Raw genomic sequence first — 22,982 nt, 5'->3', positions numbered from 1 at the left:
TGATGTGAATCACAAAATTTACCTTCATGCAGCGGTAGCGAACGGGGTTGTTTTCATCGAAGATAAAGAACAACACAACAAAAACAGGCGGTAACACGATGCAGGAGATTGATTTTTATCTGGTAGATGCGTTCAGCGCATCCTCCTTTGGCGGCAACCCGGCGGTGGTGTGCCCGCTCGACGCGTGGCTACCGGATGAGACGTTACTGCGGATGGCACAACAGCATAACCAGTCAGAAACCGCGTTTTTTGTGTGTACCAAAGGGGGGATCGAGTTGCGCTGGTTCACCACGCTCACCGAGGTTAATCTCTGTGGTCACGCGACGCTTGCCGCGGCGTATGTACTTTTTCACGAACTGGATTATCCGGACTCACGCCTTCATTTTGACACCGCCTCTGGTCGCCTGACCGTCAGTCGTGAAGGTGACTGGATGACGCTGGACTTCCCGGCCTGCCCGACGCAGGCACAGACGCCGCCACCGGAGATGCTCACCGCACTCGGTATCAGCCACTACGTCGAGGCGCGAAAAGGCCGCGCCTGGGTGCTGGTACTGGAGAGCCGCGAGCAGGTTGAAGCCCTTAATCCGGATTTCTCCGCCATGACGCCGGGCGAGCATAAAGTGGCCGTCACTGCCCGGGACGAGGGGGAATACGACTTTGTCAGCCGTTTCTTCTCGCCAGGCGTGGCCGTGCCGGAAGATCCTGTCACCGGCTCCGCGCACACCATGCTGATCCCGTACTGGAGTGAACGGCTTGGCAAAACACAGATGTTTGCCCGCCAGGTTTCTGCCCGTGGTGGCGACGTACGCTGCGAACTCAAGGGCGACCGCGTGCGGATGGGCGGGCAGGCGGCACTGTATCTGAAGGGCACAGTATTTCTGCGCTGAACAAATCTAAGAGGAACCAACGATGCAGGAAATTGATTTTTATCTGGTAGATGCCTTCAGCGACAGGGCGTTCGGCGGCAATGCGGCGGCGGTGTGTCCGCTGGAAGCGTGGCTGCCGGATGAGACGCTGCTGAAGATGGCGAAGCAGCATAATCAGTCAGAGACGGCGTTCTTTGTCCGAACGGATAACGGGTTTGAACTGCGCTGGTTTACCACGCAGGATGAAATTAACCTGTGCGGCCACGCAACCCTCGCGGCTTCTCACGTTATTTTCGAATACCTGGATTATCCGCATACGGAAATCACCTTCACCACGCGCTTTGTCGGCGAACTGACGGTACAACGCAGCGGCGACTGGCTGACGCTTAATTTCCCGGCGTGGTCAACCGAGGTTGTCGATACTCCACCCGCGGTGCTGTTCAGCGCGCTGGGCATTAACGCGGCAAACGAGGTGCGTGTGGGGCGTGACTACATGGTGGTGCTCGACAGCCAGCGGCAGGTGGAAGCGCTGACGCCGGATATCGCGGCTATGCTCCCGCTCGGGAAAATGGTCTGCGTTACGGCGCCGGGGGATGAGTATGATTTCGTCAGCCGCTTCTTCTGCCCGGGGGAAGGGGTACCGGAGGATCCGGTGACCGGATCAGCTCACAGCATGCTGATCCCGTACTGGAGCGAAAAGCTCGGAAAAACGCAGATGTCGGCCCGCCAGGTCTCCTTGCGCGGCGGGGATCTGCGCTGCGAGCTGAAAGGCGACCGCGTGCTGATTGGCGGGCAGGCCACGTTGTATATGAAGGGGAAAATTTTCCTTCGACTCCAGGACTACGTTCAACATTAACAACTGGGCGCTGGTGGCTGACGCTCGTTGAGCAGCGCGATAAAAGCCTCGAGCTGGCGGGTCATCGCCCCGCGTCGCCACACCAGCCAGGTGGTGAGCCAGCGCCAGTTTTCCGCCAGCGGCCACGCCGCCACCTGATGATGGCCCGGCATGCTCTCCAGCATGGAGCGGGGCATCAGCGCAATGCCTGCCCCGGCAATCACGCAGGCGAGCATCCCGTGATAGGACTCCATCTCATGGATCCTTCCCGGCGTGACGCGGTCGGCATGGAACCAGCTCTCCAGATGACGCCGGTAAGAACAGTTGGCGCGAAAGGCATACACGTCGCTGCCGCTCACCTGCGTGGCTTTTGATACTTCCGCGTGACCCGCAGGGGTGACCAGCATCATCTCTTCCCGGTAAACCGGCATCCCTTCCAGTTCCGGGTGCGAGAGCGGCCCGTCGACAAAGGCGGCGCTGAGCGTCCCCTCAAGCACGCCGTCAATCATCGTACCGGAAGGTCCGGTGGACAACGCAAACTGAATGCGCGGATAGCGCTGGTTAAACCGCGCCAGACTTTCCGGAATGCGTACGGCGGCGGTACTTTCCAGCGCGCCGAGCGAGAATAATCCCTGCGGTTCATCCCCGGCGACGACCATTCGCGCTTCGTCGACCAGCGCCAGGATCTGCTTGCTGTAGCGCAAAAAATTGTGCCCGGCGGGGGAAAGCCGCAGGCGCTGATTCTCGCGAATAAACAGTTCCACGCCGAGATCCGCTTCTAGCTGTCGGATGCGGGTGGTGAGGTTTGACGGCACCCGGTGTACCTTCTGCGCCGCCTGGGTAATGCTGCCGGTCAGTGCGACGGCGTTAAACATCTCAAGCTGAGTTAAGTCCATACCATTCTCAATTCGTGAATAAGGTGGTGAGTATTATTCATTTTTAAGAAATAGCAGAGTAGGCCACAATCAATCAACTGTTATTACGTGGAGAACATCATGACCTATTCATCTGCTACCCATGCCCACTCTGTCAACCCGGCTACCGGCGAAACGCTGGCTGCTTACCCGTGGGCAACGTCCCATGACGTTGAGCGTGCCATTGCGCAGGCGGATACCGGTTTTCGTCAGTGGCGACGCGAAAGCGTGGCGCACCGGGCGCAAAAACTTCGCGATCTGGGTGCGGCGCTGCGTAGTCGTGCGGAAGAGATGGCGCAGACTATCTCCCGGGAGATGGGCAAGCCCATTATGCAGGCGCGTGCGGAGGTGGCTAAGTCCGCCAGCCTTTGCGACTGGTACGCTGAACACGGCCCGGCGATGCTGCACCCGGAATCTACCCAGGTCGAAAATGCGGTGATTGAGTACCGCCCGCTTGGCCCCGTTCTGGCGGTGATGCCGTGGAACTTCCCGCTCTGGCAGGTGCTGCGCGGTGCGGTGCCGATCCTGCTGGCAGGGAACAGCTATCTGCTTAAACATGCGCCTAATGTGCTCGGCTCGGCGGAGCTGATCGGGAAGGTATTCGCGGATGCCGGTTTCCCGGAGGGGGTCTTTGGCTGGGTGAACGCGACGAATGACGGCGTCAGCCAGGCGATTAACGATCGTCGTATCGCGGCGGTGACCGTAACCGGCAGCGTTCGGGCTGGTGCGGCAATTGGCGCGCAGGCGGGCGCGGCGCTGAAGAAATGCGTGCTGGAGCTGGGCGGTTCCGATCCGTTTATCGTTCTGAACGATGCCGATCTGGATCTGGCCGTCAACGCGGCGGTGGCCGGACGTTATCAGAATACCGGGCAGGTTTGTGCGGCGGCAAAACGCTTTATTGTGGAAGCGGGCGTGGCGGACGCCTTTACCCAACGCTTTGTTGACGCGGTCAAGGCGCTGAAGATGGGCGCACCGGATGAGGAAGATAACTATATTGGCCCGATGGCGCGATTTGATCTTCGCGATGAACTGCATCAGCAGGTGCAGGCTACGCTGGCGGAAGGGGCGACCCTGCTGCTGGGCGGAGAGAAGATGTCCGGGACCGGTAACTATTATGCCCCAACCGTACTCGGCGGCGTCACCCCACAGATGACGGCCTTTCGTCAGGAGCTGTTTGGTCCGGTGGCGGCAATTACCATCGCGAACGATGCGGCGCACGCATTGCAGCTGGCTAACGACAGCGATTTTGGCTTATCGGCGACGGTCTTTACCGAGAACGATGCGCTGGCTGAAACCTTCGCGCGTGAGCTGGAGTGCGGCGGGGTGTTTATCAACGGCTACAGCGCCAGCGATGCGCGCGTCGCGTTTGGCGGGGTGAAGAAGAGCGGCTTCGGGCGAGAGCTTTCTCATTTCGGTCTGCATGAGTTCTGTAATGTGCAGACGGTGTGGAAGGATCGCGTCTAGTCTTGTTGCCGGGTAAGACCAGGCCGCTACCCGGCAGTTCACGTTTCCTGTCATTTTTGCGTAATGGTTCTGTCATTTTCGTTTCGTAGACTCGCTCGCGTCTAACGTATTGTTACAGAAGAAAATTATGAACCTAACGCAAATTTTTAGTCGTCTTGCGCCGCGCTTTATTCCTCGTCAGTTTGGCCTGTTGACCGGCATCTTTTGTATCATTGGCCTTTTCTCCGCCCTGCAACTCTCTTCCTCCTTCCTGCTCACCGCCTCCCTGAATGAAGCCCAGCGTAACGAACAGCGCAATCAGCTGGCCTGGCAGCAGCAGAGCAGGCTGGATCAGGCCCGTATTTCTCTGCTGGCCGCAAGCGATCTGCTCAACCGCTCCGGCGTGTACTTTATGCAGGATAAAGAGACCGGCTCGGAAGGGAGCTGGCATAGCCTGATGGACGAGGCGCAAAAATCCCTGGCGGCGTCACAGCAGGCATGGCAGGCCTGGCTCGCGCTTAATCCGCCGAAAGACGACGGGCTGGTTAACAGCTATCAGCTGTTTTTCGACGCCATCCGAGAGCAGGCGGAGGGGCTGGTGAAAACCAACAGCATCGACCTCTTTTTCGCCGTACCCGCCCAGGCGTTTCAGACCGATTTTAATGACAATTTCGCACGCTATCAGCAACGAAGTGAGAAGCAGACGATACAGGGGCGTCAGTCGCTCATGGAACAACTCTCAGGCCTGCAACGGCTGTTCCTGTTTGCGCCGCTGGTGCTACTGGCCATTGCCATAGCCGTCTGGTTCGGAATGGCGAAGTGGGTGATATCCCCGCTACGCCGTCTGATTATCCAGATTAACCAGCTTGCGGCAGGGGATTTGTCAGGCACGCCGCCTGACGTTGTGCGCTTTAACCGTGAAATCAGCCAGCTCAGCGGCAGTATTACCGCCATGCAGCGCGGGCTCCAGCAACTGGTGACCCAGGTCAGCGAGGCCACTACCTCCATGGTTGAAAATATCGGATCGCTTGCGCAGGGGAATCAGAAGCTTTATCAGCAGTCTACGCGACAGGCCAAAGAGCTGGAGGAGGTGACCGCACACATCGCCGATCTCGAAACCCACGTTGAGGGGAACACGGGTTATGCAAAACTCGCCCGCTCGCGCGCGGATGAAGCCCGACAGGCTGCCGCTGGTGGGGAGCAAATGATGTCAGCGGTGAATGGCTCGATGCAGACGATCGTCGACCGATCCTCAGAGATGCGCGGGATCGTCGCGATGATCGACAGCGTGGCGTTTCAGACCAACATTCTCGCCCTCAACGCTGCCATTGAAGCCGCCCATGCAGGAGAGCAGGGGCGCGGATTTGCGGTGGTTGCCCGGGAAGTGGGGCTGCTGGCCAGAAAAAGCAGTCACTCTACGCAAACCATCCAGGCGCTGATTAACCACTCGCTACAGGGCATTGAAGAAGGTTCTCAGGTGGTAAACCGTCTGGAAGAGAATTTGCAACAGGTCACCGGGCTGGTGGCGAATCTGAGCAGCTTGCTGAATGATATTTCGCTGGCCACCCTGAATCAGGGGGACAGCATTCATCAGATGACCCGTCAGCTTCAGGCGCTGAATCAGGTATCGCGTCGGACAGATGTGCTGGTTAGCGAAGCGTCAAATGCCTCTGAGCGCCTGCATCAGCAGTCCGATCTTTTGTTGCAGGCCGTCTCGCGTTTTCGTCTCCCTGCCTGACGTGACGTATCAGCCTCTGTTATACTCGCAGCCCGTTTTAGCCTGAGGGCAAGGAGCAAAGTGTGGCTGCGGTCATCCATAATGAGATGCTGGACGAGATTCTGGCGCAGGTTCGTCCGTTACTGGGTCAGGGTAAGGTTGCCGATTACATTCCCGCGCTGGCTTCGATCAGCGGTAATAAGCTCGGTATCGCCATTTGTACTGTCGACGGTCAGCGTTTTCAGGCGGGAGACGCGCTTGAGCGCTTTTCGATTCAGTCGATCTCAAAAGTGCTTAGCCTCGTTGCCGCCATGCGCCAGTATGACGAGCAGGAGATCTGGCAGCGGGTGGGCAAAGATCCGTCCGGTCAGCCGTTCAACTCCCTTCTCCAGCTGGAAATCGAACAGGGTAAGCCGCGTAACCCGTTTATTAACGCCGGGGCGCTGGTGGTGTGCGATATGCTGCAAAGCCGGCTGAGCGCGCCGCGCCAGCGGATGCTCCAGATTGTGCGGCAGCTTTCCGGCGTGCAGGACATCGCCTACGATCCGGTGGTAGCGCGCTCTGAGTTTGAACACTCTGCACGTAACGCCGCCATCGCCTGGCTGATGAAGTCCTTCGGCAACTTTCATAATGACGTTGCCACGGTGCTGCAAAACTATTTTCATTACTGCGCGCTGAAGATGAACTGCGTCGAACTGGCGCAGACTTTTCTGTTTCTGGCGCATCAGGGCCATGCCCCGCATCTGGGCGAGGACGTTGTCTCCCCGATGCAGGCCCGGCAGATCAACGCCTTAATGGCAACCAGCGGGATGTATCAGAATGCCGGGGAGTTTGCCTGGCGCGTGGGGCTGCCGGCTAAATCCGGCGTTGGCGGTGGGGTCGTGGCGATTGTCCCTCACGAGATGGCGATTGCCGTCTGGAGCCCGGAACTGGACGAGACCGGAAATTCACTGGCGGGCGTGGCGGCGCTGGAACAGCTGACCAAACGCCTTGGACGGTCCGTATACTGATGTCCACGTTAGATCCTCTGTTCGCGCGCCTGGCTCGCTCCACGTTCCGTTCACGATTTCATTTAGGGACGAAAGAGCGGCAATACTGCTGGGATAAGGGCGCGGAGACTATCGATAAGCATGCTGCTGATTTTGTCGCCGCGCGGCTGGCGCCTGCACACCCGGTGAATGACGGTAAGCAGACGCCAATGCGCGGCCATCCGGTTTTTATCGCCCAGCATGCCACGGCAACCTGCTGTCGGGGCTGTCTGGCTAAGTGGCACGCTATCCCGCAGGGCGTGCCGCTGAGTGCGCAGCAACAACAGTATATCGTCAACGTAATCCATCATTGGCTGGTCATAGAGGTAAATCGTGCCTCCTGAACTGACAATGTCTCTGTTTAAGCTACGCTTTTACTAATGCTCAGCGTCAGGAGACGTTATGAAGGCACCTCAAATTCCCGTGAATGAAGCGGAGCGCATGAATGCTCTGCGCGAGTCCGGTCTGCTTGAGATCGACAATTACCCTGCGTTTGATCGTCTTACGCGGCTGGCAACACGCTTTTTCAGGGTGCCGCTGGCGATGATTACGCTGGTGGATGACCACGCCGCGATCGTGAAGTCTGCCGACGGCCAGGTACCTCCCACCCAGCCTCGCGATCTCTCGTTTTGTGGTCATACGATCCTGGGTGACGCGCCGCTGGTGGTGAGTGACACGCTGCTGGACGAACGCTTTGCGGATAATCCGCAGGTGGTGGGAGATCCGGGCGTGCGCTTTTACGCCGGTTTCCCGCTGCGTTTACGTGACGGGGCGTGCGTGGGATCGTTGTGTCTTATTGATTACGCGCCTCGTGAGTTTACCGCGGCGGATGCCGCCGTACTGGCCGATCTCAGCGCGCTGGCAGAGGATGAATTTGCGGCCGTTAGCGCGGCCACAACCGATGAACTCACGGGGCTGTTTAACCGTCGCGGGTTTAACCAGTTTGCGCAGTTTGCACTGTCGGTTTCGCAGCGTCGGGCAGAACCCTTAACCCTTGGCTGGCTGGATCTGGACCATTTCAAAACCATTAACGATCGCTTCGGACATCAGGAGGGGGACAAAGCTCTGAAAGCTATGGCCGCCCTGATGCGTTCCTCGTTCCGCGAGGCCGATCTGCTGGTACGTTTCGGGGGAGATGAGTTCGCGGTGCTGTTTGCGGATACCGATGAGCCTGGCGCCTGGATCGCCATGCAGTATCTCGTGGAACAAACGGAAAAGTATAACGCGCGTCAGCTGCATCCCTGGTCGTTACAGTTCTCCTGGGGACTGAGCGAGTTCGATCATCACCGCAACGATATGCAGGCATGGCTAAAACACGCGGATGCGCAAATGTACGCCATGAAGCGGCAACACCACGGCGAAAAATGACATAACGAAATCCTATGTCATCACTTATTGCGTTACAAAAATGTTAATAGCAAAGTGGAGAGATTCAACCTAAGGACGCGCAATGAACTCTCCCATGCTGATTAAACCTCTCTCCCGGCAGGACATCCTCACCCACATCGATGCCCTGAACGATATTCTCGTCAACTGTGTCAACGGCGGCGCCTCTGTCAGCTTTATGCTGCCTTTTTCTGCCGGGAAAGCCCAAACCTTCTGGGTCGGCGTCGCAGACAGCGTCGGGCGCGACGAGCGTACCGTCCTGGGCTGTTTTGATGCGGAGCAGGGGCTGGTTGGCACGGTCCAGCTGATCACCGATCAGCCTGAAAACCAGCCGCACCGTGCAGATGTCGCGAAACTGCTGGTTCATGAGAACGCGCGCCGTAAAGGGGCGGCAATGGCGCTGATGGAAGCCCTGGAGGCGGTTGCACGTGAAAAAGCGCTTACGGTACTGGTGCTTGATACCTCAACCGGCAGCGGCGCGGAGACGTTTTACCAGAGAGCAGGCTGGCAAAAGGCGGGGGAGATCCCACGCTACGCCCTGATGCCGAACGGGGACATGACGGCGACCTCGGTGTTCTATAAATTTCTGTGATTATTTTTCACCATCGCATCCTGAGTTGATCCAGACAGGGGTTATGGTCCTGAAGTTTTGATAAGTTATCACACCAATCTTATCAGGCTGTATGACTAATCATAAAGGACCTCCATTGTGAACACACTCAACCGTCGTGATTTCCCCGGTGCGCGCTATCCTGAACGTATCATCCAGTTTGGCGAAGGTAACTTCCTGCGCGCGTTCGTTGACTGGCAAATCGACCTCTTAAACGAGCATACCAATCTCAATGCCGGTGTGGTGATTGTGCGGCCGATCCAGAGCGATTTTCCGCCGTCCCTGAGCACCCAGGATGGTCTGTATACCACGATTATTCGTGGTCTGAATGAGCAGGGGGAAGCGGTAAGCGATGCGCGTCTTATTCGTTCCGTGAATCGTGAAATCAGCGTCTACAGCCAGTACGATGAATTTCTGAAGCTCGCCCATAACCCGGACATGCGGTTTGTCTTCTCCAATACCACGGAGGCGGGGATCAGCTATCACGCGGGGGATAAGTTTGACGATGCGCCAGCTGTCAGCTATCCGGCCAAACTGACGCGTCTGCTGTTCGAGCGCTTTACCCACTTTAACGGGGCAGCGGATAAAGGCTGGATTATCATTCCTTGCGAACTCATCGACTACAACGGCGATGCCCTGCGTGAACTGGTGCTGCGCTATGCACAGGAGTGGGCGCTGCCGGCGGCATTCATTGCGTGGCTGAATGATGCTAACACTTTCTGTTCGACGCTGGTTGACCGCATTGTTACCGGCTATCCGCGTGATGAGGTGGCAGAGCTGGAAGCCGGGCTGGGCTATCACGACAGCTTCCTCGACACGGCGGAACATTTCTATCTGTTTGTTATTCAGGGGCCGAAATCACTTGCAGCTGAACTGCGCCTGGATAAATACCCACTCAACGTCCTGATTGTTGACGATATCAAACCGTATAAAGAGCGTAAGGTGGCGATCCTCAACGGCGCGCACACGGCGCTGGTTCCGGTCGCTTTTCAGGCCGGCCTGGATACGGTAGGGGAAGCCATGAACGACGCGGAAATTTGCGCGTTCGTAGAGAAGGCTATTTATGAGGAGATTATTCCGGTCCTGGATCTGCCGCGCGACGAGCTGCACTCCTTCGCCAGTGCCGTAACGGGGCGTTTCCGAAATCCGTACATTAAGCATCAGCTGCTGTCGATTGCCCTGAACGGGATGACCAAGTACCGCACCCGCATTCTGCCGCAACTGCTGGCAGGGCAGAAGGCGACCGGCAAACTGCCAGCACGTCTGACCTTTGCTCTGGCGGCGCTGATTGCATTTTACCGTGCCGAGCGCAACGGTGAGCGCTATCCGGTGCAGGACGATGCGCACTGGCTTGAACGTTACCAGCAGTTGTGGACGCAACATCACGACAAACAGGTCACTACCCGTGAACTGGTATCGTCAGTGTTAAGCGTGAGCGAGCACTGGGAACAGGATCTCACTCTGGTGAACGGACTGGTAGACCAGGTTGCGCTGGATTTGGATGCAATTTTAAGCAAAGGCATGCGCGATGCGGTAAAACCGCTCTGCTAATCATAATGCCCGGCGTTGGCCGGGTTTTTTAAAGACCCTATTTAGTTACAACATACTATACGTTTTTTTTTTAAAAACACATGCAGCACCGTGCGGTTGAGGCTTAACAGGTCAGAAAATGCAATGAACTATTAACATGCTTGCAACCGTGAGGGGGATCACGTTTAATAGCCGCGCTCTTTACTTTTCTGAAGCTGATTATGATTGTTCGTCCTCAACAGCACTGGCTGCAACTGATTTTTGTCTGGCATGGTTCGGTACTTCCCAAAATTTATACCCGACTGCTGCTTAACTTCCTGCTTTCCATCGCCGTGATTGTCATGCTGCCGTGGTACACCTCGCTGGGTATCCGGTTTACCGTCGCGCCGTTCAGCATTCTGGGCGTGGCTATCGCCATCTTCCTGGGATTTCGCAATAACGCCTGTTATTCGCGCTACGTTGAGGCGCGTCTGCTTTGGGGGCAGTTGATGATAGCGGCGCGCTCGCTGTTTCGCGAGGTAAAAAACACCTTGCCGGATGATAAACATCTTGGAGAGTTTGTCCGCCTGCAAATCGCGTTTGCTAACTGTCTGCGTATGACCCTTCGCAGAGAAACCAATGCCGATCAGCTGTCCCGCTATCTGGCTCCTGACGATTTACGCAAAGTGATGGACGCCAACTCGCCGGCGAACCGTATCCTGCTGATCATGGGGGAGTGGCTGGCCGTACGGCGGCGTAGCGGGCACCTTTCAGACATTCTGTTTCACAGCCTCAACAACCGCCTGAATGATATGTCCATCGTGCTGGCTGGCTGTGAGCGTATCGCCAATACGCCAGTCCCGTTTGCCTATACGCTGATCCTGCACCGGACGGTGTATCTGTTCTGCATCATGCTGCCGTTTGCGCTGGTAGTTGATCTGCATTACATGACGCCCTTTGTCTCTGCGCTGATTTCCTACACCTTTATCTCGCTGGACACGCTGGCGGAAGAGCTGGAAGATCCGTTTGGGACGGAAGATAACGATCTGCCGCTGGACGCCATCTGCAACATGATGGAGCGCGATCTGTTGCAGATGAACGATGAAGAGAACATCCCTGAAAGACTGATGCCTGATAAGCATTATCAGCTGACCTGACGGGCATTCCACTCGTCGCGGGTGATTTCCCACAGCTCCGAATCCAGCAGGCCGCTGACATAGGCTTTCTTCTCCGTCCTGATAAGCCGCATGCCGCTGCTGTCTGAAATACGTCGGGAGCGGCTGTTGGCCGCCGCTTTCGGCGCGCGTAACACCGGTTTATTGAGTGTATTGAACCAGTAATCCGTGGCCGCAATACTCGCCTCGCGCATATATCCCTGGCCCTGAAATTCCGGCGCGAGCCAGAAGCCCCGATTGTTGTCCTCCACGTCATACAGGCAAATCAACCCCATTAGTTCGTCAGGCGCTTCGCGACGGCGAATCGTCCAGAACCACGCAATCCCTTTGGCCATATCGGGCAGTGCAACGTTGTTGACATAATTTTCTGCACCGTTTTCCGGGTAGGGCCAGGGGACTGAAGCCACCATATAGCGGACAATCTCCCAGCGCGGATAGCGTTGCTGGATCTGGACGGCATCGGCGGCAACAAGGGGTTTAAGTAATAAGCGTTCTGTCGTAAGCGTGGGTATCGTCATCCGGTGATCTCCATATTTGAGCGTTATCATTTGTTTGGGTTCTGATATTTCATCAATATCACATTCCAGTTGGTCGTGCTTTTGTTATTCAGATTTATCCATAAAGGAGTATGTAATGCCAAGAAAAGCCAGGCCCGAAGAAGCCGAAACACTCTGGCACGTCCGTAACGAAGCGATGCGCCATGGCTGTAAAATCTGTTACGACGCAGAAGTGATTGCGCGCTGGACGTCAGAAAAGATGCCTGAACATTACCGTACCTCCAGGTCGATTTCGTGTTATAGGCCTGCCCATGCAGGAGCTGAACTGCTCCCAAATGGAGCTACGGTTTACGAAGTTCAATAGCTTATTTACATTTGCTTACATAAATACACTTTCTTTACATTAAGTAATGTAAGATATTTTTTTAGCACAAAATGCAAAACTAAATTAAATGGAGATGATTTATGTCGAATATAAGAGCATTAAGCCTTAATGAGATAGCATTAGTAAGTGGCGGCAATGGAAGCGGTAATTATGAAGGTGCCGGTAGTCGTAACACCAGCTCTAAACCTGGTAATTCAAAAGGAAACAATGGCTCTATTTACAAGGGCGTTGACTCATGCGGCGCAGGAATCATCGGTGGTCTAATCGCCGGCTCTCCTGGGGGGCCAGTGGGTATGACCGCTGGGGTAATTGGTGGAGCTATAGCTGGCCAGTGCACAAAAGATAGTTTTTCAGATCGTGGTAGTAAAGATAAAAGTAATAATTACAACGGCCCCGGACAATGCCGTTGGTAAGTAATTTGAGTTGTGTGTGATAATAATTTAAAAGCTCATTATAACTGAATGTTATTCTAGGTGTTTCGATATTTAATGATTATTCGAAGTAGTCATGATGAGCTATTATTTTTGATAAAGTTAATGTAATCACAAGTATCGGGTTAAGCATGAAACAATTTTTAAATTTCCTAATTTACTTATTTTTTTTCATTATCGCATTTACCCTTTTGAAATACGCTGAAGTTCTTGAGTTTGACGAAGTATCACGGCCAGGGATTATATCAAGGTTTCTTATTGCGTTGATTGTATTAATAGCAGTAACTCGATGGGGCGTTAACTTGATGAATAGGTTTAAAAGTAAATAAAGTACACTCCGATAAAAATTGTTGTGTTGCAGAATGGAATCATTACAAATGTTCACTGAAGTTAAAGTGCATGATATCAAAAAATGATTACGATATCATAGCCATATTTGTTGATTCTTATATAAAATATGAATTAATAATAGGTTGAACATGATAATCTTTAGGCATGTCTATCCATTCATTTATAGTAAGAAAAACGTAATTGTTCTTTTTATTGCGTCTGTTATCTCAATAATAATTACGTTATCGCCATCCATAACCCTCCGCTATCTTACTCTCGATGTGTCATTTTTCTTATTGTTTATTGCGGAATTTTCAATTGCATTTTTCTTGTATATTTTTTACTTAAGGAAGTTGGATGGTTTTAAATTACGCCCAAGTAAAGATTTAACTTCAATAAAATTTTCTATTGTTGTGTTGTTTGTCATTTTGCTGGTTCAGTATAATGTTTATCTTTACAGGGATAATTTATATCATTATGGACCTTCCCATATTAGTTTTATAGCATTTATAATAGCCACCTTCGTAGTCCCATATTATGAGGAGATTATATACAGGGGCTGTATCTTCGGTGTTTTCCACTCAATTTTTAATAAAAAGTATATTATCCCATGTATATTGACTTCATTGTCTTTTTGTCTGATGCATGGACAGTATTATAACATTTTAGATCAATCCATTCTTTTTTTGGTGTCAATATTGCTATTAATAGTTAGAATAAGAAGCAGAGGGCTTTTTTATCCTATTATAATTCATTCGTGCATGAATGCTTTTGTTTTGTCGTTAAATTTTTGAAGAGTATTTGGGATATGAATATCTTCAGGGAAGAGGCTTTAAATCATCAAACAGATTCTGATTATGGTGAGATTGTCTTACCTGCGTCATTCGGTTTATCAGTAAGCGCACTCACAACGTTATTCATATTTCTGTGCCTGATACTCTTTATTCTTTATGGTAGCTATACACGTAAGGCTCACCTTTCCGGAATCGTTATGCCCTCATCCGGGCTGGTAAAAATCACTCCTCAATATGCTGGCTACGTAACCAAATTGACCGCCTCAGAAGGTCAACACATTATTGCCGGTGAGACTCTTTATCATATCAGCGGTGAACATTTCAACGAACAGGGGGCAGGTACACTCGCTGCTATAAGACTTTCCCTACAAACTCAGTTTACAATGCTGACTTCTCAACAGACCCTGGAATTGCGTGACAACAGTCAGCAGCAGCATGCCATACAACAGCGAATAGTTTCCCTGAAACCTCAGGTTAAAAGTGCAGAAAAGCGTCTGTCACTTGCCGTGCATCAGGCTGCGCTGGCCGTGTCTGTTATGGAGCGCTATAAGAAACTTGCTGATACGCATTACGTATCAGATATCGAATACCAGCAGAAGCAGATTGACGTTTCAACGTCACAGCAAAACGTTGAGGATCAGCGTCAGGGGCTTCTGCAACTGCACACCGCGATGGAGGCTGCTAAAGACGACCTTGACCATCTCATCGTTCAGGGTGAAAGCCGGAAGGCTGAAATGGACAGGCAGTTGCAGGTGATCAGGCAACAGCAGGACGAACTGGCAGGTAAGGAAAATTTCACGCTGACTTCACCGGTATCCGGAACCGTTGCTGCCGTGCTGGTCAGGCAGGGACAGTCTGTCAGGGCATCTGAACCTGTCATGACCCTCATTCCCGACAATGCCCGTTTGCAGATAGAACTCTATGCTACCAGTCAGAATGCTGGCTTTATTCAGGCGGGGCAGCGTGTTGCCCTGCGGTTCTCTGCCTTCCCCTATCAGAAGTTTGGTGTGCAGTACGGGACTATCCGTGAAATAAGCCATACAACGCTGACATCTTCTGATTTACTCTCCGTATCTCCTGTGACCTGGAAGGAGAATGAAGGTCATTACCGCGTCATCGTTGAACCTGAAAATACTTTTATTCTGGCTTATGGGAAACAGGAAGCCCTGCGCCCCGGCATGGTTCTTGAGGGGGATGTCAGCCTGGATACCCGCAATTTGTGGGAGTGGCTGACTGAGCCGCTCTGGAGCCTGAAAGGAAAGCTGTGATGGATACACTTAAATGGACCGGGAGAAAACAGCTTCCTCTCACCCGACAGACAGAGTCAGCGGAATGTGGTCTGGCATGCCTGGTCATGATGGCCTGCTGGCATGGTCTGCAAACAGACTTACCCACACTGCGCGAACGTTTCAGTATCAGCTCACAAGGGATGACCCTGCAGAGACTGACTGAATGTGCGGCCGGTATCGGATTATCCAGCCGGGCAGTTCGGCTGGAGCTTGAGGACCTAAGATCCCTTTCTCTCCCGTGTATTCTCCACTGGAACATGAATCATTTTGTTGTGCTACATAAAGTTCGCGGAAGCAGGCTGGTTATTCATGATCCGGAAAAGGGAAAAGTAACGCTCTCCCTACAGGATGCTGGAAAACATTTCACCGGCGTCGCGCTGGAGCTGATGCCAGCCAGTGATTTTACCGCTCGGGATGAAAGGAAAAAAATCCATCTGCGCCAACTGACAGGTAAAACACCGGGTCTGTTGTCGGCAATGTCGCGAATTATCGTTTTTGCCGTGGCACTCGAAATCCTGACACTGGGAAGCCCGCTTCTCAACCAGCTGGTGATTGATGAAGTCCTGGTGGCTGCCGACCAGAGTTTGTTGACCGTCATTATTATTGCGCTTCTGCTGATGTCACTGACCCAGATGCTGCTGTCACTGGCCCGCCAGTGGGCGAGTATTACACTGTCCGTCAATTTTAACATGCAGTGGACAGCACGGGTTTTCCATCATCTGGTCCATCTTCCTCTGGCCTGGTTTGATGCACGCAGTAAGGGGAGTATTAATGCTCGTTTTGAGGCGGTAGATACCATCCAGCAGGCGCTGACTACGCAAGTGCTGGAAGGTATTCTGGATGTGTTGCTCGTGGTGACTGCGCTTTGCATGATGCTGCTGTACAGTCCTGAAATGACATTGATCGCCGTACTTGCAGCCATTTTCTATGGTGTGTTGAGGGCACTGTGGTATCCGTCCCTTCGACAGTCGGCAGAAGATGCCTGGGATGCAGGTGCCAAGGAGTCCGGGCATTTTCTTGAAACACTCAACGGGATCCTCAGCCTGAGAATTAACGGTGTGACGGCACATCGTGAGGCCGCCTGGCTGAATCTCAACGTTGCCCGCAGAAATACGCAGTTGCGTCAGAGCCGTCTGCTGATGTGCTATGACATTGCTCACACTCTTACCGGCAGCGTGGTATCAGCAATCATTTTGTGGAAAGGCGCCGGGGAGGTATTGAATGGAACCTTCACCGTCGGCATGCTGGTTGCTTATTTATCCTATCAGACGCGTTTTTCTTCCAGTATCAGTAGCATGACTGATAAGTTTTTTTCCTGGCGTATGCTCGATGTTTACAACGAACGACTGGCTGATATTGTACTGACCACGACAGAAGGCCTTCAGCAACAGCCTTTTCGTGAGCATAACAACGCTTCGCACATTCCTTCTGTATCCCGCAGGGAGATGGATGAATATGCTCATGCTCCTCTAGTACTTGAGCACATCATCTTCAGCCACAAGGGAGGGGAAAATCCGATAATCGGCGGGGTGTCGCTGACACTCAATCCCGGAGAAGTCGTTGCCATTACAGGTAAATCCGGATGCGGGAAAACGACACTGGTGAAGCTTATCCTTGGGATCCACATCCCTGATGAGGGCAGGATCAGGGCATTTGGCATATTGCATACGCATCCGGATTATTTTCAGGTTCGTCAGCGTATCGGTACCGTACTGCAGGATGACCATCTTTTCAAAGGTTCTGTAGCAGATAACATTATTTTTTTCAGTGATGACCGAAATTATGAACGAATGATCCAGTGCGCAAGACTGGCACTTATCGACAGCGATGTTATGGCAATGCCGATGGGGTATCAGACGCTGATTGGTGAAACCGGCGGAGGGCTTTCCGGAGGACAAAAACAACGCATTCTGCTGGCAAGGGCGTTGTACAAGAAACCGGGATTCCTGTTACTGGATGAAGCGACCAGCCACCTTGATGTTGAGAGTGAAATCCGGATAAGCCAGACCTTACGTCAACTGGGGCTTCCTGTTCTGCTGATAGCCCATCGCCCGGAAACCATAGCCTCTGCAGACCGGGTTTTGTATCTGGCAGACGGCTACTTAACGGAGCTGAATCTCCAGCATACAGTCAATAATGGCGAGTCTGTTTGTGAATATACTAATGACGTGATGGCAAAAAATTAACCTTAACGTACATAATTTTCGATATCCAAACTTACCCCTATCTGGAAGATCTATTTGTTGACGCTGCCGAACGTGGCGCAGGGGCGGGTAAAGCGCTTATCGACGCCCTGATCGATGAGGGTAAGCGGGAAGGGTGGTCAAAACTCTACTGGGTAACCCGCATGCACAATCCGGCGCGTAAGCTGTATGACCACTATGGTGAAGCCGACGATTACGTCCGGTACCGAATCACCCCTTAACCGGGTTTGTATCACACTGTATCTGCGTCTGTGATACATACACAGGTATGCAATAAAACCGCATCCGCACACATCTCCTATACAAACGCATGGTGTTATATCTCCGTCAACTGAACTTACCCGGAGATAACATCATGTTTAATAAACTCGCATACTCAGCCGTCGCCCTGACCGTTTCACTTGGCATCGTGATGTCCTGTCAGGCAGAAGCGACGGGTAAGGATTACGCGTCGGCCTTTAACCAGGTTAAACAGATTAACGCTGGCGATTTGAACGTCGGTTACGTCGATATCGGGCCAAAAGAGGGGCAACCGGTGATCCTGCTGCATGGCTGGCCGTACGACATTCACAGTTATGCAGACGTGGCCCCCGCGCTGGCTGCGAAGGGGTATCGTGTCATTGTGCCGTCCCTGCGCGGGTACGGCACCACGCGCTTTATTTCTGATAAAACGCCGCGAAACGGCCAGCCTGCGGCAATGGCAAAAGACATCGTTAACCTGATGGACGCTCTGAATATCAAACAGGCGGTGTTTGCCGGTTATGACTGGGGGGCGCGTACGGCGGATATCGTTGCGGCGCTCTGGCCGGAACGGGTGAAATCGCTGGTCTCGGTAAGTGGCTACCTGATCAGCAGCCAGGCGATTGGCAAACAGCCTTTACCGCCGAAGGCAGAGGTTCAGTGGTGGTATCAGTTCTATTTCGCCACGCCACGCGGTGCGGAAGGCTATGCTAAAAATACGCACGATTTTGCCCGGTTGATCTGGTCCCAGGCTTCGCCTGACTGGAAATTCAGCGATGCCACCTTCAATGCGAGCGCCAAATCCCTCGATAATCCGGACCACGTTGCCGTCACGCTCAGTAATTACCGCTGGCGTCTGGGGCTGGAGAAGGGTGAGCAGAAATATGACGCCTACGAACAAAAGCTGGCTACGCTGCCGAACATTACGGTGCCGACCATCACCATCGAGGGCGGTAACAACGGAGCACCACATCCTGCACCCGCCGCCTATGCGGGGAAATTCACCGGAAAATATGAGCACCGTACTTTCGGCGCAACGGTTGGCCACAACCCGCCGCAGGAAGATCCGCAGGACTTTGTTAACGCCGTTGTCGACGCGGATAAGCTCTGATATGTGCTATTTTCAATCCGTTACCTCTTAATCAGGAGCCTGCGGTGGAGCATATTGATCACATCCTTGTCGTCGATGACGACAGGGATATTCGTGAACTGATTGTCGATTACCTCGTGAAATCCGGCTACCACGCCTCTGGCGCGGCGAACGGGAAAGAGATGCGCGCAGTGCTCGACAAACAGCATATCGACCTGGTGGTGCTGGACGTGATGATGCCCGGCGATGATGGCCTGACGCTGTGTCGGCAGCTGCGCAGCAGCAGGCATAAAGATCTGCCGATCCTGATGCTCACCGCGCGCAACGAGGACACGGACCGGATCCTGGGGCTGGAGATGGGCGCCGACGATTACGTGGTCAAACCGTTTGTGGCCCGCGAACTGCTGGCGCGTATCAAAGCTATCCTGCGTCGTTTTCGTACTATGCCGCCTAATCTTCAGGTGACCGAGGCAGGGCGCCTGGTGGTGTTCGGGGAATGGCAGCTGGATACCGTGGCGCGTCATCTGATTGATAACGAGGGTATGGTTGTGGCGCTCAGCGGGGCGGAATATCGCCTTTTGCGCGTATTCCTCGATCATCCTCAACGGGTGCTGACCCGCGACCAGCTGCTGAACCTGACGCAGGGACGTGATGCCGAGCTGTTTGAGCGTTCGATTGATCTCCTGGTGAGCCGCGTGCGACAGCGTCTGAATGAAGATGCCCGCACGCCCGCCTACATTAAAACCGTTCGCAGCGAAGGCTATGTTTTTACCATGCCGGTGACCATCGTCGAGGCCAATGAATGACGCTGTGGCCCCGCACCTTACTGGCCCGGCTGCTGATCATTGTGCTGCTTGGACTCTTGCTGGCTAACGCGCTCAGCCTGACGCTGGTCATGGTTGAGCGAATGCGCAGCGCGCGTACGGTTATGCTGGGCAATCTTGAGAACGACGTGGCGACCAGCGTGGCCATTCTCGACCGGCTTCCGGCCAAAGAGCGGCCAGAGTGGCTGGAACGGCTCAGTCGCGGTAATTATCGTTATATCCTTGGCCCCGGCGAGGCAGGCGCCGCGCCAACGGACAAGCGCTCGCGGGACGCGATTCGCACCCTGAAAGAGACGCTTTCAGCACAATATCCGCTCCACTTTACGGCGGTGCCGGGGCCGATTTCCCATATTCAGGCCCATCTGACGCTCCGCGACGGCGCACCGCTCACCATCGATCTGATCCCGCGCATGCCGCCTGTCGCCAGCTGGTTGCCCGTGGTGCTGGTTCTTCAGCTGTTACTTGTCGCGCTCTGCTCCTGGGTTGCCGTGCGCCAGGTTGTCCGGCCCTTCCTGCAATTCACGCGCGCGGTTGATTCCCTCGATCCTGCGGCCCATTCTCCGATGACTGAAAAAGGTCCGGTTGAGGTGCGCCAGGCAGCGCACGCTTTTAATGAGATGCAGTCGCGGATACAGACCTATCTGCGTGAACGCGCGCAGATTCTGGCGTCCATTTCTCACGATCTTCAGACGCCCATCACGCGCATGAAGCTGCGGATCGAAATGGCGGATCAGCCCGAACTCCGCGATAAGCTGCTGAGCGACCTGGATAATATGTCGCGCCTGGTACGGGAGGTGATTGCCTATGCCCGGTCATCAGAATCCCTGGAAGAGACCACGCTGAAGCTGGAGCTGAATGCGTGGGTTAACAGCATCGCCAGTGATTATCAGGACATTGGTAAAAACGTGCAGTTTCATGCACGCAATGCGCGTCTGCCGATCGTCACTCGCCCCCAGGCATTGCGCAGGGTAATGACCAATCTGCTCGATAATGCGCTGAAGTTTGGCGATAGCGCGGTAATAGAGATTGATGAAAATGAAAGGCAGGTAGCGATCCGCATTATGGATAACGGCCCTGGCATCCCGGAGGCAGAACTGGAGGCGGTGTTACAGCCGTTCTACCGGGTTGAAACGTCGCGCAACCGGGAAACGGGCGGCACCGGGTTAGGCCTCGCCATTGCCGCGCAGCTCACCGCCCAGCTTGACGGGAAATTGCATCTTGCAAACCGGGCAGAGGGAGGGCTGGCCGTAAGCGTGATCCTTCCGCGCGGTTAATTGTACGCCTGTGTATCTGCACCCCGCGCCGATACGCAGGCAGACAAAATCCAGCTTTTCAAACACGGCCTGAACACATTCGTACGATGAAATGACTTCACTGCATCTTCGCAGCAACCGTATCGTGAGGTCGTTATGTTTATGATAATCGCTTTTTTAGGCGGCATGATTAGCCTGCTCAGTCCGTGCACGCTTCCCGTCATTCCTCTGCTGTTCGCCGGCTTTCAGGGGCAGCGCAAACACATTCTGGCGCTTCTGGCGGGAATGATTGTGATGTTCATGTTGGTGGCGATGGTAGTAACGGTTGCCAGCGAGTGGATCGCTGACGCCACCGTTATCGGTCGCTGGATTGCGCTGCTGGTACTGAGCATTGCCGCCCTGGCCCTGATCTTCCCGCAGTTCGCTCAGCGCATTGCCCGCCCGGCGGTCAGCGCGGGAAACGTTCTCAACACCCACAGCATGCAGCGACGCGGCCTGGTTTCGGCTTTTCTGGCAGGGCTGGCCGTTGGGCTGCTGTGGTCCCCCTGTGCCGGACCGATTCTCGGGGCGATCTTCAGCATTAATATTGCGGGCCACTCGGCCATCGCAACCGGAGCGCTGTTAGCCGCTTACGGCAGCGGGTGCGCGTTGATGCTGGGGCTGCTTGTCGCGGGGGGCCGTAAGCTGATAACCCCTCTGAGAGCCAAATCCGCATTGATGGCACGTTTGCGTCAGGGAGCGGGAGTGATGATGTTAGCCGCCGTTGCGTTCAACGCCAGCGGAACGACCTCAGCCCTGAAAGGCGCCAACGGTGTTGCCGACCAGCTGGAAAACGCCCTGTTGAGCCTTGCGCAACCAACCTCCACGCAGGTGAAACTGCAACCGGTCGCTGACGCGACGCCGGGCAGCCAGCTACCGTCATTAAGCGGCGGTACGGGTTGGGTAAACGGTGACCCTGTCACGTCTGAGGCCTTGCGCGGGAAAGTTGTGCTTATCGATTTCTGGACCTGGGACTGTATCAACTGCCAGCATACCCTTCCGCATGTGCGTGACTGGGCGAAGAAATATCAGTCTGAAGGTCTGGTGGTGATTGGTGTCCACACCCCGGAATACCCCTGGGAAAAGCCGTTATCATCGGTGAAAAACGCGGTCAATAAATGGCAGCTGCCGTACCGCGTAGTGACGGATAATAACTACAAAATCTGGAGCGCGTTCGGAAATCAGTACTGGCCCGCACATTACTATTTCGATGCGAAAGGGCAACTGCGTTACACCGCGTTTGGCGAGGGGAGCTATGACAAGCAGGAGGCCGTGATTCAGCAGTTGCTCAAGGAAGCGCGTTCCTGATCCGGCTTACGGAACCCGCTGAGCCACCAAAAACAGGCGCGGAAAAGCCAGCAGTATCTGCCCGTTCTCCTGGAGCGGATACTGCTCTTCCAGCAGCTCAAGATAGCGTTTCAGATAGTTTTTCTGCTCGCTTTCGTTGAGTTCCTGTAACCACGGGCGTAACCCTGTCGCGCTGACCCAGTCAATAATCGCCTGATGAGAGCTCATCTGATGGAAGTAAGTGGTGCGCCAGATATCCACGTCGCATCCCGCTTCCGTCAGAATATCGTAGTAGGCATGGATACCCGGCAATGGCTCGCGGCCACGATCGGGGTAGCCCTGTTCCCAGGCAACTTCACGCATCAGGGCGTGCGTCGGCTCAAGCCAGTTGTCAGGCATTTGCACCGCCAGCACGCCGTTTAACTGGAGCAGCGAAACCAGGTGTGGCAGAAGGTGGTAATGGTCCGGGATCCATTGCAGTGAGGCGTTGGCGTAGATCAGGCTGAGCGGCTGGTCAGGTTTGTAGTGCCGGATGTCCGCCTCAACAAAGTGGCAGTCTGGCAGGGCCTGTCGGGCTTCCTCCAGCATGGCCGGGGAATTATCCACGCCGGCGATCTGCGCAGAAGGCCAGCGCTGTTTCAGCAGCGCGGTGCTGTTGCCTGGCCCGCAGCCCAAATCCACGCCAGAGGTTATGTCAGCAAGCGGCACCCGGGCGAGCAACTCAGCGGCGGGACGTGTGCGTTCTGCGCTGTACTGTAGATAAAGAGAGGGATCCCAGTCGTCCATTTTCGCATCTCCATGTTGAGGTGTTCAGCAAGAATAGCACAGGCAAATAC

At 54.2% G+C, this 22,982-nt stretch carries 22 protein-coding genes; 19 read left to right on the top strand and 3 right to left on the bottom strand.

What is annotated here, in order from left to right; genetic code table 11:
- Window positions 1-98: 98 nt before the first annotated feature.
- The gene (locus tag ACWKXX_RS10265; RefSeq protein WP_017693433.1) at window positions 99-887 is read left to right on the top strand and encodes a PhzF family phenazine biosynthesis protein; all 789 of its coding nucleotides are present in this window, start codon (window positions 99-101) and stop codon (window positions 885-887) included.
- Between the two features lie 22 nt (window positions 888-909).
- Entirely contained in the window at window positions 910-1,722 is an 813-nt protein-coding gene (locus ACWKXX_RS10260) for a PhzF family phenazine biosynthesis protein (protein WP_196344092.1), read from the top strand.
- On the opposite strand, the gene ptrR is transcribed toward ACWKXX_RS10260, so the two are convergent.
- Complete coding sequence (ptrR, locus tag ACWKXX_RS10255; RefSeq protein ID WP_017382364.1) at window positions 1,719-2,597, bottom strand: putrescine utilization regulator PtrR; 879 nt, start codon at window positions 2,595-2,597, stop codon at window positions 1,719-1,721. The two genes, ACWKXX_RS10260 and ptrR, sit on opposite strands and share 4 nt — an antisense overlap.
- A gap of 99 nt (window positions 2,598-2,696) precedes the next feature.
- On the opposite strand from ptrR, the gene sad reads away from it, so the two are divergent.
- From sad to ACWKXX_RS10215, 8 genes are all read left to right on the top strand, one after another.
- Window positions 2,697-4,079 (top strand): succinate-semialdehyde dehydrogenase, encoded by a 1,383-nt coding sequence (sad, locus tag ACWKXX_RS10250; RefSeq protein WP_261666240.1) that lies wholly within the window; start codon window positions 2,697-2,699, stop codon window positions 4,077-4,079.
- A 127-nt stretch (window positions 4,080-4,206) separates the two neighbouring features.
- On the top strand, window positions 4,207-5,796 hold the full coding sequence (locus tag ACWKXX_RS10245) for a methyl-accepting chemotaxis protein (protein ID WP_045334857.1): 1,590 nt from the start codon (window positions 4,207-4,209) through the stop codon (window positions 5,794-5,796).
- A gap of 62 nt (window positions 5,797-5,858) precedes the next feature.
- Entirely contained in the window at window positions 5,859-6,785 is a 927-nt protein-coding gene (gene glsB, locus ACWKXX_RS10240; protein WP_003857165.1) for a glutaminase B, read from the top strand.
- Window positions 6,785-7,147, top strand: coding sequence for a DUF4186 domain-containing protein (locus ACWKXX_RS10235; protein ID WP_003857163.1), 363 nt, complete (start codon window positions 6,785-6,787; stop codon window positions 7,145-7,147). Before glsB ends, ACWKXX_RS10235 begins: the two co-directional genes overlap by 1 nt.
- 58 nt (window positions 7,148-7,205) lie before the next feature.
- Window positions 7,206-8,171: a sensor domain-containing diguanylate cyclase gene (locus tag ACWKXX_RS10230; RefSeq protein WP_261666239.1), complete on the top strand. Its 966-nt coding sequence runs from the start codon at window positions 7,206-7,208 to the stop codon at window positions 8,169-8,171.
- 82 nt (window positions 8,172-8,253) lie between these two features.
- On the top strand, window positions 8,254-8,781 hold the full coding sequence (locus ACWKXX_RS10225) for a GNAT family N-acetyltransferase (RefSeq protein ID WP_023296618.1): 528 nt from the start codon (window positions 8,254-8,256) through the stop codon (window positions 8,779-8,781).
- Window positions 8,782-8,898: 117 nt separating this feature from the next.
- Window positions 8,899-10,350, top strand: coding sequence for a tagaturonate reductase (locus ACWKXX_RS10220; protein ID WP_040117643.1), 1,452 nt, complete (start codon window positions 8,899-8,901; stop codon window positions 10,348-10,350).
- Between the two features lie 200 nt (window positions 10,351-10,550).
- Window positions 10,551-11,465: a bestrophin family protein gene (locus tag ACWKXX_RS10215; protein WP_003857155.1), complete on the top strand. Its 915-nt coding sequence runs from the start codon at window positions 10,551-10,553 to the stop codon at window positions 11,463-11,465.
- Here the strand turns inward: ACWKXX_RS10215 and ACWKXX_RS10210 are convergent.
- Entirely contained in the window at window positions 11,453-12,001 is a 549-nt protein-coding gene (locus ACWKXX_RS10210; RefSeq protein ID WP_023303733.1) for a GNAT family N-acetyltransferase, read from the bottom strand. The two genes, ACWKXX_RS10215 and ACWKXX_RS10210, sit on opposite strands and share 13 nt — an antisense overlap.
- 444 nt (window positions 12,002-12,445) lie before the next feature.
- Between ACWKXX_RS10210 and ACWKXX_RS10205 the strand changes: the two genes are divergently transcribed.
- The 9 genes from ACWKXX_RS10205 (at window position 12,446) to ACWKXX_RS10165 (ending at window position 22,167) form a co-directional block, all read left to right on the top strand.
- Window positions 12,446-12,778, top strand: a complete 333-nt coding sequence (locus tag ACWKXX_RS10205) for a hypothetical protein (protein WP_071524110.1) — start codon at window positions 12,446-12,448, stop codon at window positions 12,776-12,778.
- Between the two features lie 497 nt (window positions 12,779-13,275).
- Complete coding sequence (locus ACWKXX_RS10200; protein WP_261666238.1) at window positions 13,276-13,920, top strand: CPBP family intramembrane glutamic endopeptidase; 645 nt, start codon at window positions 13,276-13,278, stop codon at window positions 13,918-13,920.
- Window positions 13,921-13,934: 14 nt separating this feature from the next.
- Window positions 13,935-15,188: an HlyD family secretion protein gene (locus ACWKXX_RS10195; RefSeq protein ID WP_032624257.1), complete on the top strand. Its 1,254-nt coding sequence runs from the start codon at window positions 13,935-13,937 to the stop codon at window positions 15,186-15,188.
- Window positions 15,188-17,395 (top strand): peptidase domain-containing ABC transporter, encoded by a 2,208-nt coding sequence (locus tag ACWKXX_RS10190; RefSeq protein ID WP_163294039.1) that lies wholly within the window; start codon window positions 15,188-15,190, stop codon window positions 17,393-17,395. The genes ACWKXX_RS10195 and ACWKXX_RS10190 overlap by 1 nt, the downstream gene beginning before the upstream one ends.
- Window positions 17,396-17,406: 11 nt before the next feature.
- Window positions 17,407-17,634: a GNAT family N-acetyltransferase gene (locus ACWKXX_RS10185; RefSeq protein WP_254909581.1), complete on the top strand. Its 228-nt coding sequence runs from the start codon at window positions 17,407-17,409 to the stop codon at window positions 17,632-17,634.
- A gap of 134 nt (window positions 17,635-17,768) precedes the next feature.
- Window positions 17,769-18,764: an alpha/beta fold hydrolase gene (locus ACWKXX_RS10180; RefSeq protein WP_023303737.1), complete on the top strand. Its 996-nt coding sequence runs from the start codon at window positions 17,769-17,771 to the stop codon at window positions 18,762-18,764.
- Window positions 18,765-18,808: 44 nt separating this feature from the next.
- Window positions 18,809-19,549 (top strand): response regulator, encoded by a 741-nt coding sequence (locus ACWKXX_RS10175; protein ID WP_017382353.1) that lies wholly within the window; start codon window positions 18,809-18,811, stop codon window positions 19,547-19,549.
- Window positions 19,546-20,841, top strand: a complete 1,296-nt coding sequence (locus tag ACWKXX_RS10170; RefSeq protein ID WP_261666237.1) for an ATP-binding protein — start codon at window positions 19,546-19,548, stop codon at window positions 20,839-20,841. Before ACWKXX_RS10175 ends, ACWKXX_RS10170 begins: the two co-directional genes overlap by 4 nt.
- 135 nt (window positions 20,842-20,976) lie before the next feature.
- A complete protein-coding gene (locus ACWKXX_RS10165; RefSeq protein WP_261666236.1) occupies window positions 20,977-22,167 on the top strand; it encodes a cytochrome c biogenesis protein/redoxin in 1,191 nt (396 codons plus the stop codon).
- Between the two features lie 6 nt (window positions 22,168-22,173).
- Here the strand turns inward: ACWKXX_RS10165 and tam are convergent, their stop codons facing one another.
- On the bottom strand, window positions 22,174-22,932 hold the full coding sequence (tam, locus tag ACWKXX_RS10160) for a trans-aconitate 2-methyltransferase (RefSeq protein ID WP_261666235.1): 759 nt from the start codon (window positions 22,930-22,932) through the stop codon (window positions 22,174-22,176).
- Window positions 22,933-22,982 lie beyond the last annotated feature (50 nt).

The sequence above is a fragment of the Enterobacter sp. UPMP2061 genome (genome assembly GCF_053709615.1).
Note: the sequence above shows the minus strand (reverse complement) of the source record. Positions and strands in the feature narration are given on the sequence as shown.

Excerpts from the sequence above, each read along its gene's own strand:
- ACWKXX_RS10195 (WP_032624257.1), top strand. The coding sequence starts at position 13,935 with ATGAATATCTTCAGGGAAGAGGCTTTAAATCATCAAACAGATTCTGAT.
- ACWKXX_RS10170 (WP_261666237.1), top strand. The coding sequence starts at position 19,546 with ATGACGCTGTGGCCCCGCACCTTACTGGCCCGGCTGCTGATCATTGTG.
- ACWKXX_RS10190 (WP_163294039.1), top strand. The coding sequence starts at position 15,188 with ATGGATACACTTAAATGGACCGGGAGAAAACAGCTTCCTCTCACCCGA.
- ACWKXX_RS10215 (WP_003857155.1), top strand. The coding sequence starts at position 10,551 with ATGATTGTTCGTCCTCAACAGCACTGGCTGCAACTGATTTTTGTCTGG.
- ptrR (WP_017382364.1), bottom strand. The coding sequence starts at position 2,597 with ATGGACTTAACTCAGCTTGAGATGTTTAACGCCGTCGCACTGACCGGC.
- sad (WP_261666240.1), top strand. The coding sequence starts at position 2,697 with ATGACCTATTCATCTGCTACCCATGCCCACTCTGTCAACCCGGCTACC.
- ACWKXX_RS10235 (WP_003857163.1), top strand. The coding sequence starts at position 6,785 with ATGTCCACGTTAGATCCTCTGTTCGCGCGCCTGGCTCGCTCCACGTTC.
- ACWKXX_RS10205 (WP_071524110.1), top strand. The coding sequence starts at position 12,446 with ATGTCGAATATAAGAGCATTAAGCCTTAATGAGATAGCATTAGTAAGT.
- ACWKXX_RS10210 (WP_023303733.1), bottom strand. The coding sequence starts at position 12,001 with ATGACGATACCCACGCTTACGACAGAACGCTTATTACTTAAACCCCTT.
- ACWKXX_RS10230 (WP_261666239.1), top strand. The coding sequence starts at position 7,206 with ATGAAGGCACCTCAAATTCCCGTGAATGAAGCGGAGCGCATGAATGCT.
- ACWKXX_RS10265 (WP_017693433.1), top strand. The coding sequence starts at position 99 with ATGCAGGAGATTGATTTTTATCTGGTAGATGCGTTCAGCGCATCCTCC.
- ACWKXX_RS10165 (WP_261666236.1), top strand. The coding sequence starts at position 20,977 with ATGTTTATGATAATCGCTTTTTTAGGCGGCATGATTAGCCTGCTCAGT.
- tam (WP_261666235.1), bottom strand. The coding sequence starts at position 22,932 with ATGGACGACTGGGATCCCTCTCTTTATCTACAGTACAGCGCAGAACGC.
- ACWKXX_RS10245 (WP_045334857.1), top strand. The coding sequence starts at position 4,207 with ATGAACCTAACGCAAATTTTTAGTCGTCTTGCGCCGCGCTTTATTCCT.
- ACWKXX_RS10260 (WP_196344092.1), top strand. The coding sequence starts at position 910 with ATGCAGGAAATTGATTTTTATCTGGTAGATGCCTTCAGCGACAGGGCG.
- ACWKXX_RS10225 (WP_023296618.1), top strand. The coding sequence starts at position 8,254 with ATGAACTCTCCCATGCTGATTAAACCTCTCTCCCGGCAGGACATCCTC.
- ACWKXX_RS10200 (WP_261666238.1), top strand. The coding sequence starts at position 13,276 with ATGATAATCTTTAGGCATGTCTATCCATTCATTTATAGTAAGAAAAAC.
- ACWKXX_RS10180 (WP_023303737.1), top strand. The coding sequence starts at position 17,769 with ATGTTTAATAAACTCGCATACTCAGCCGTCGCCCTGACCGTTTCACTT.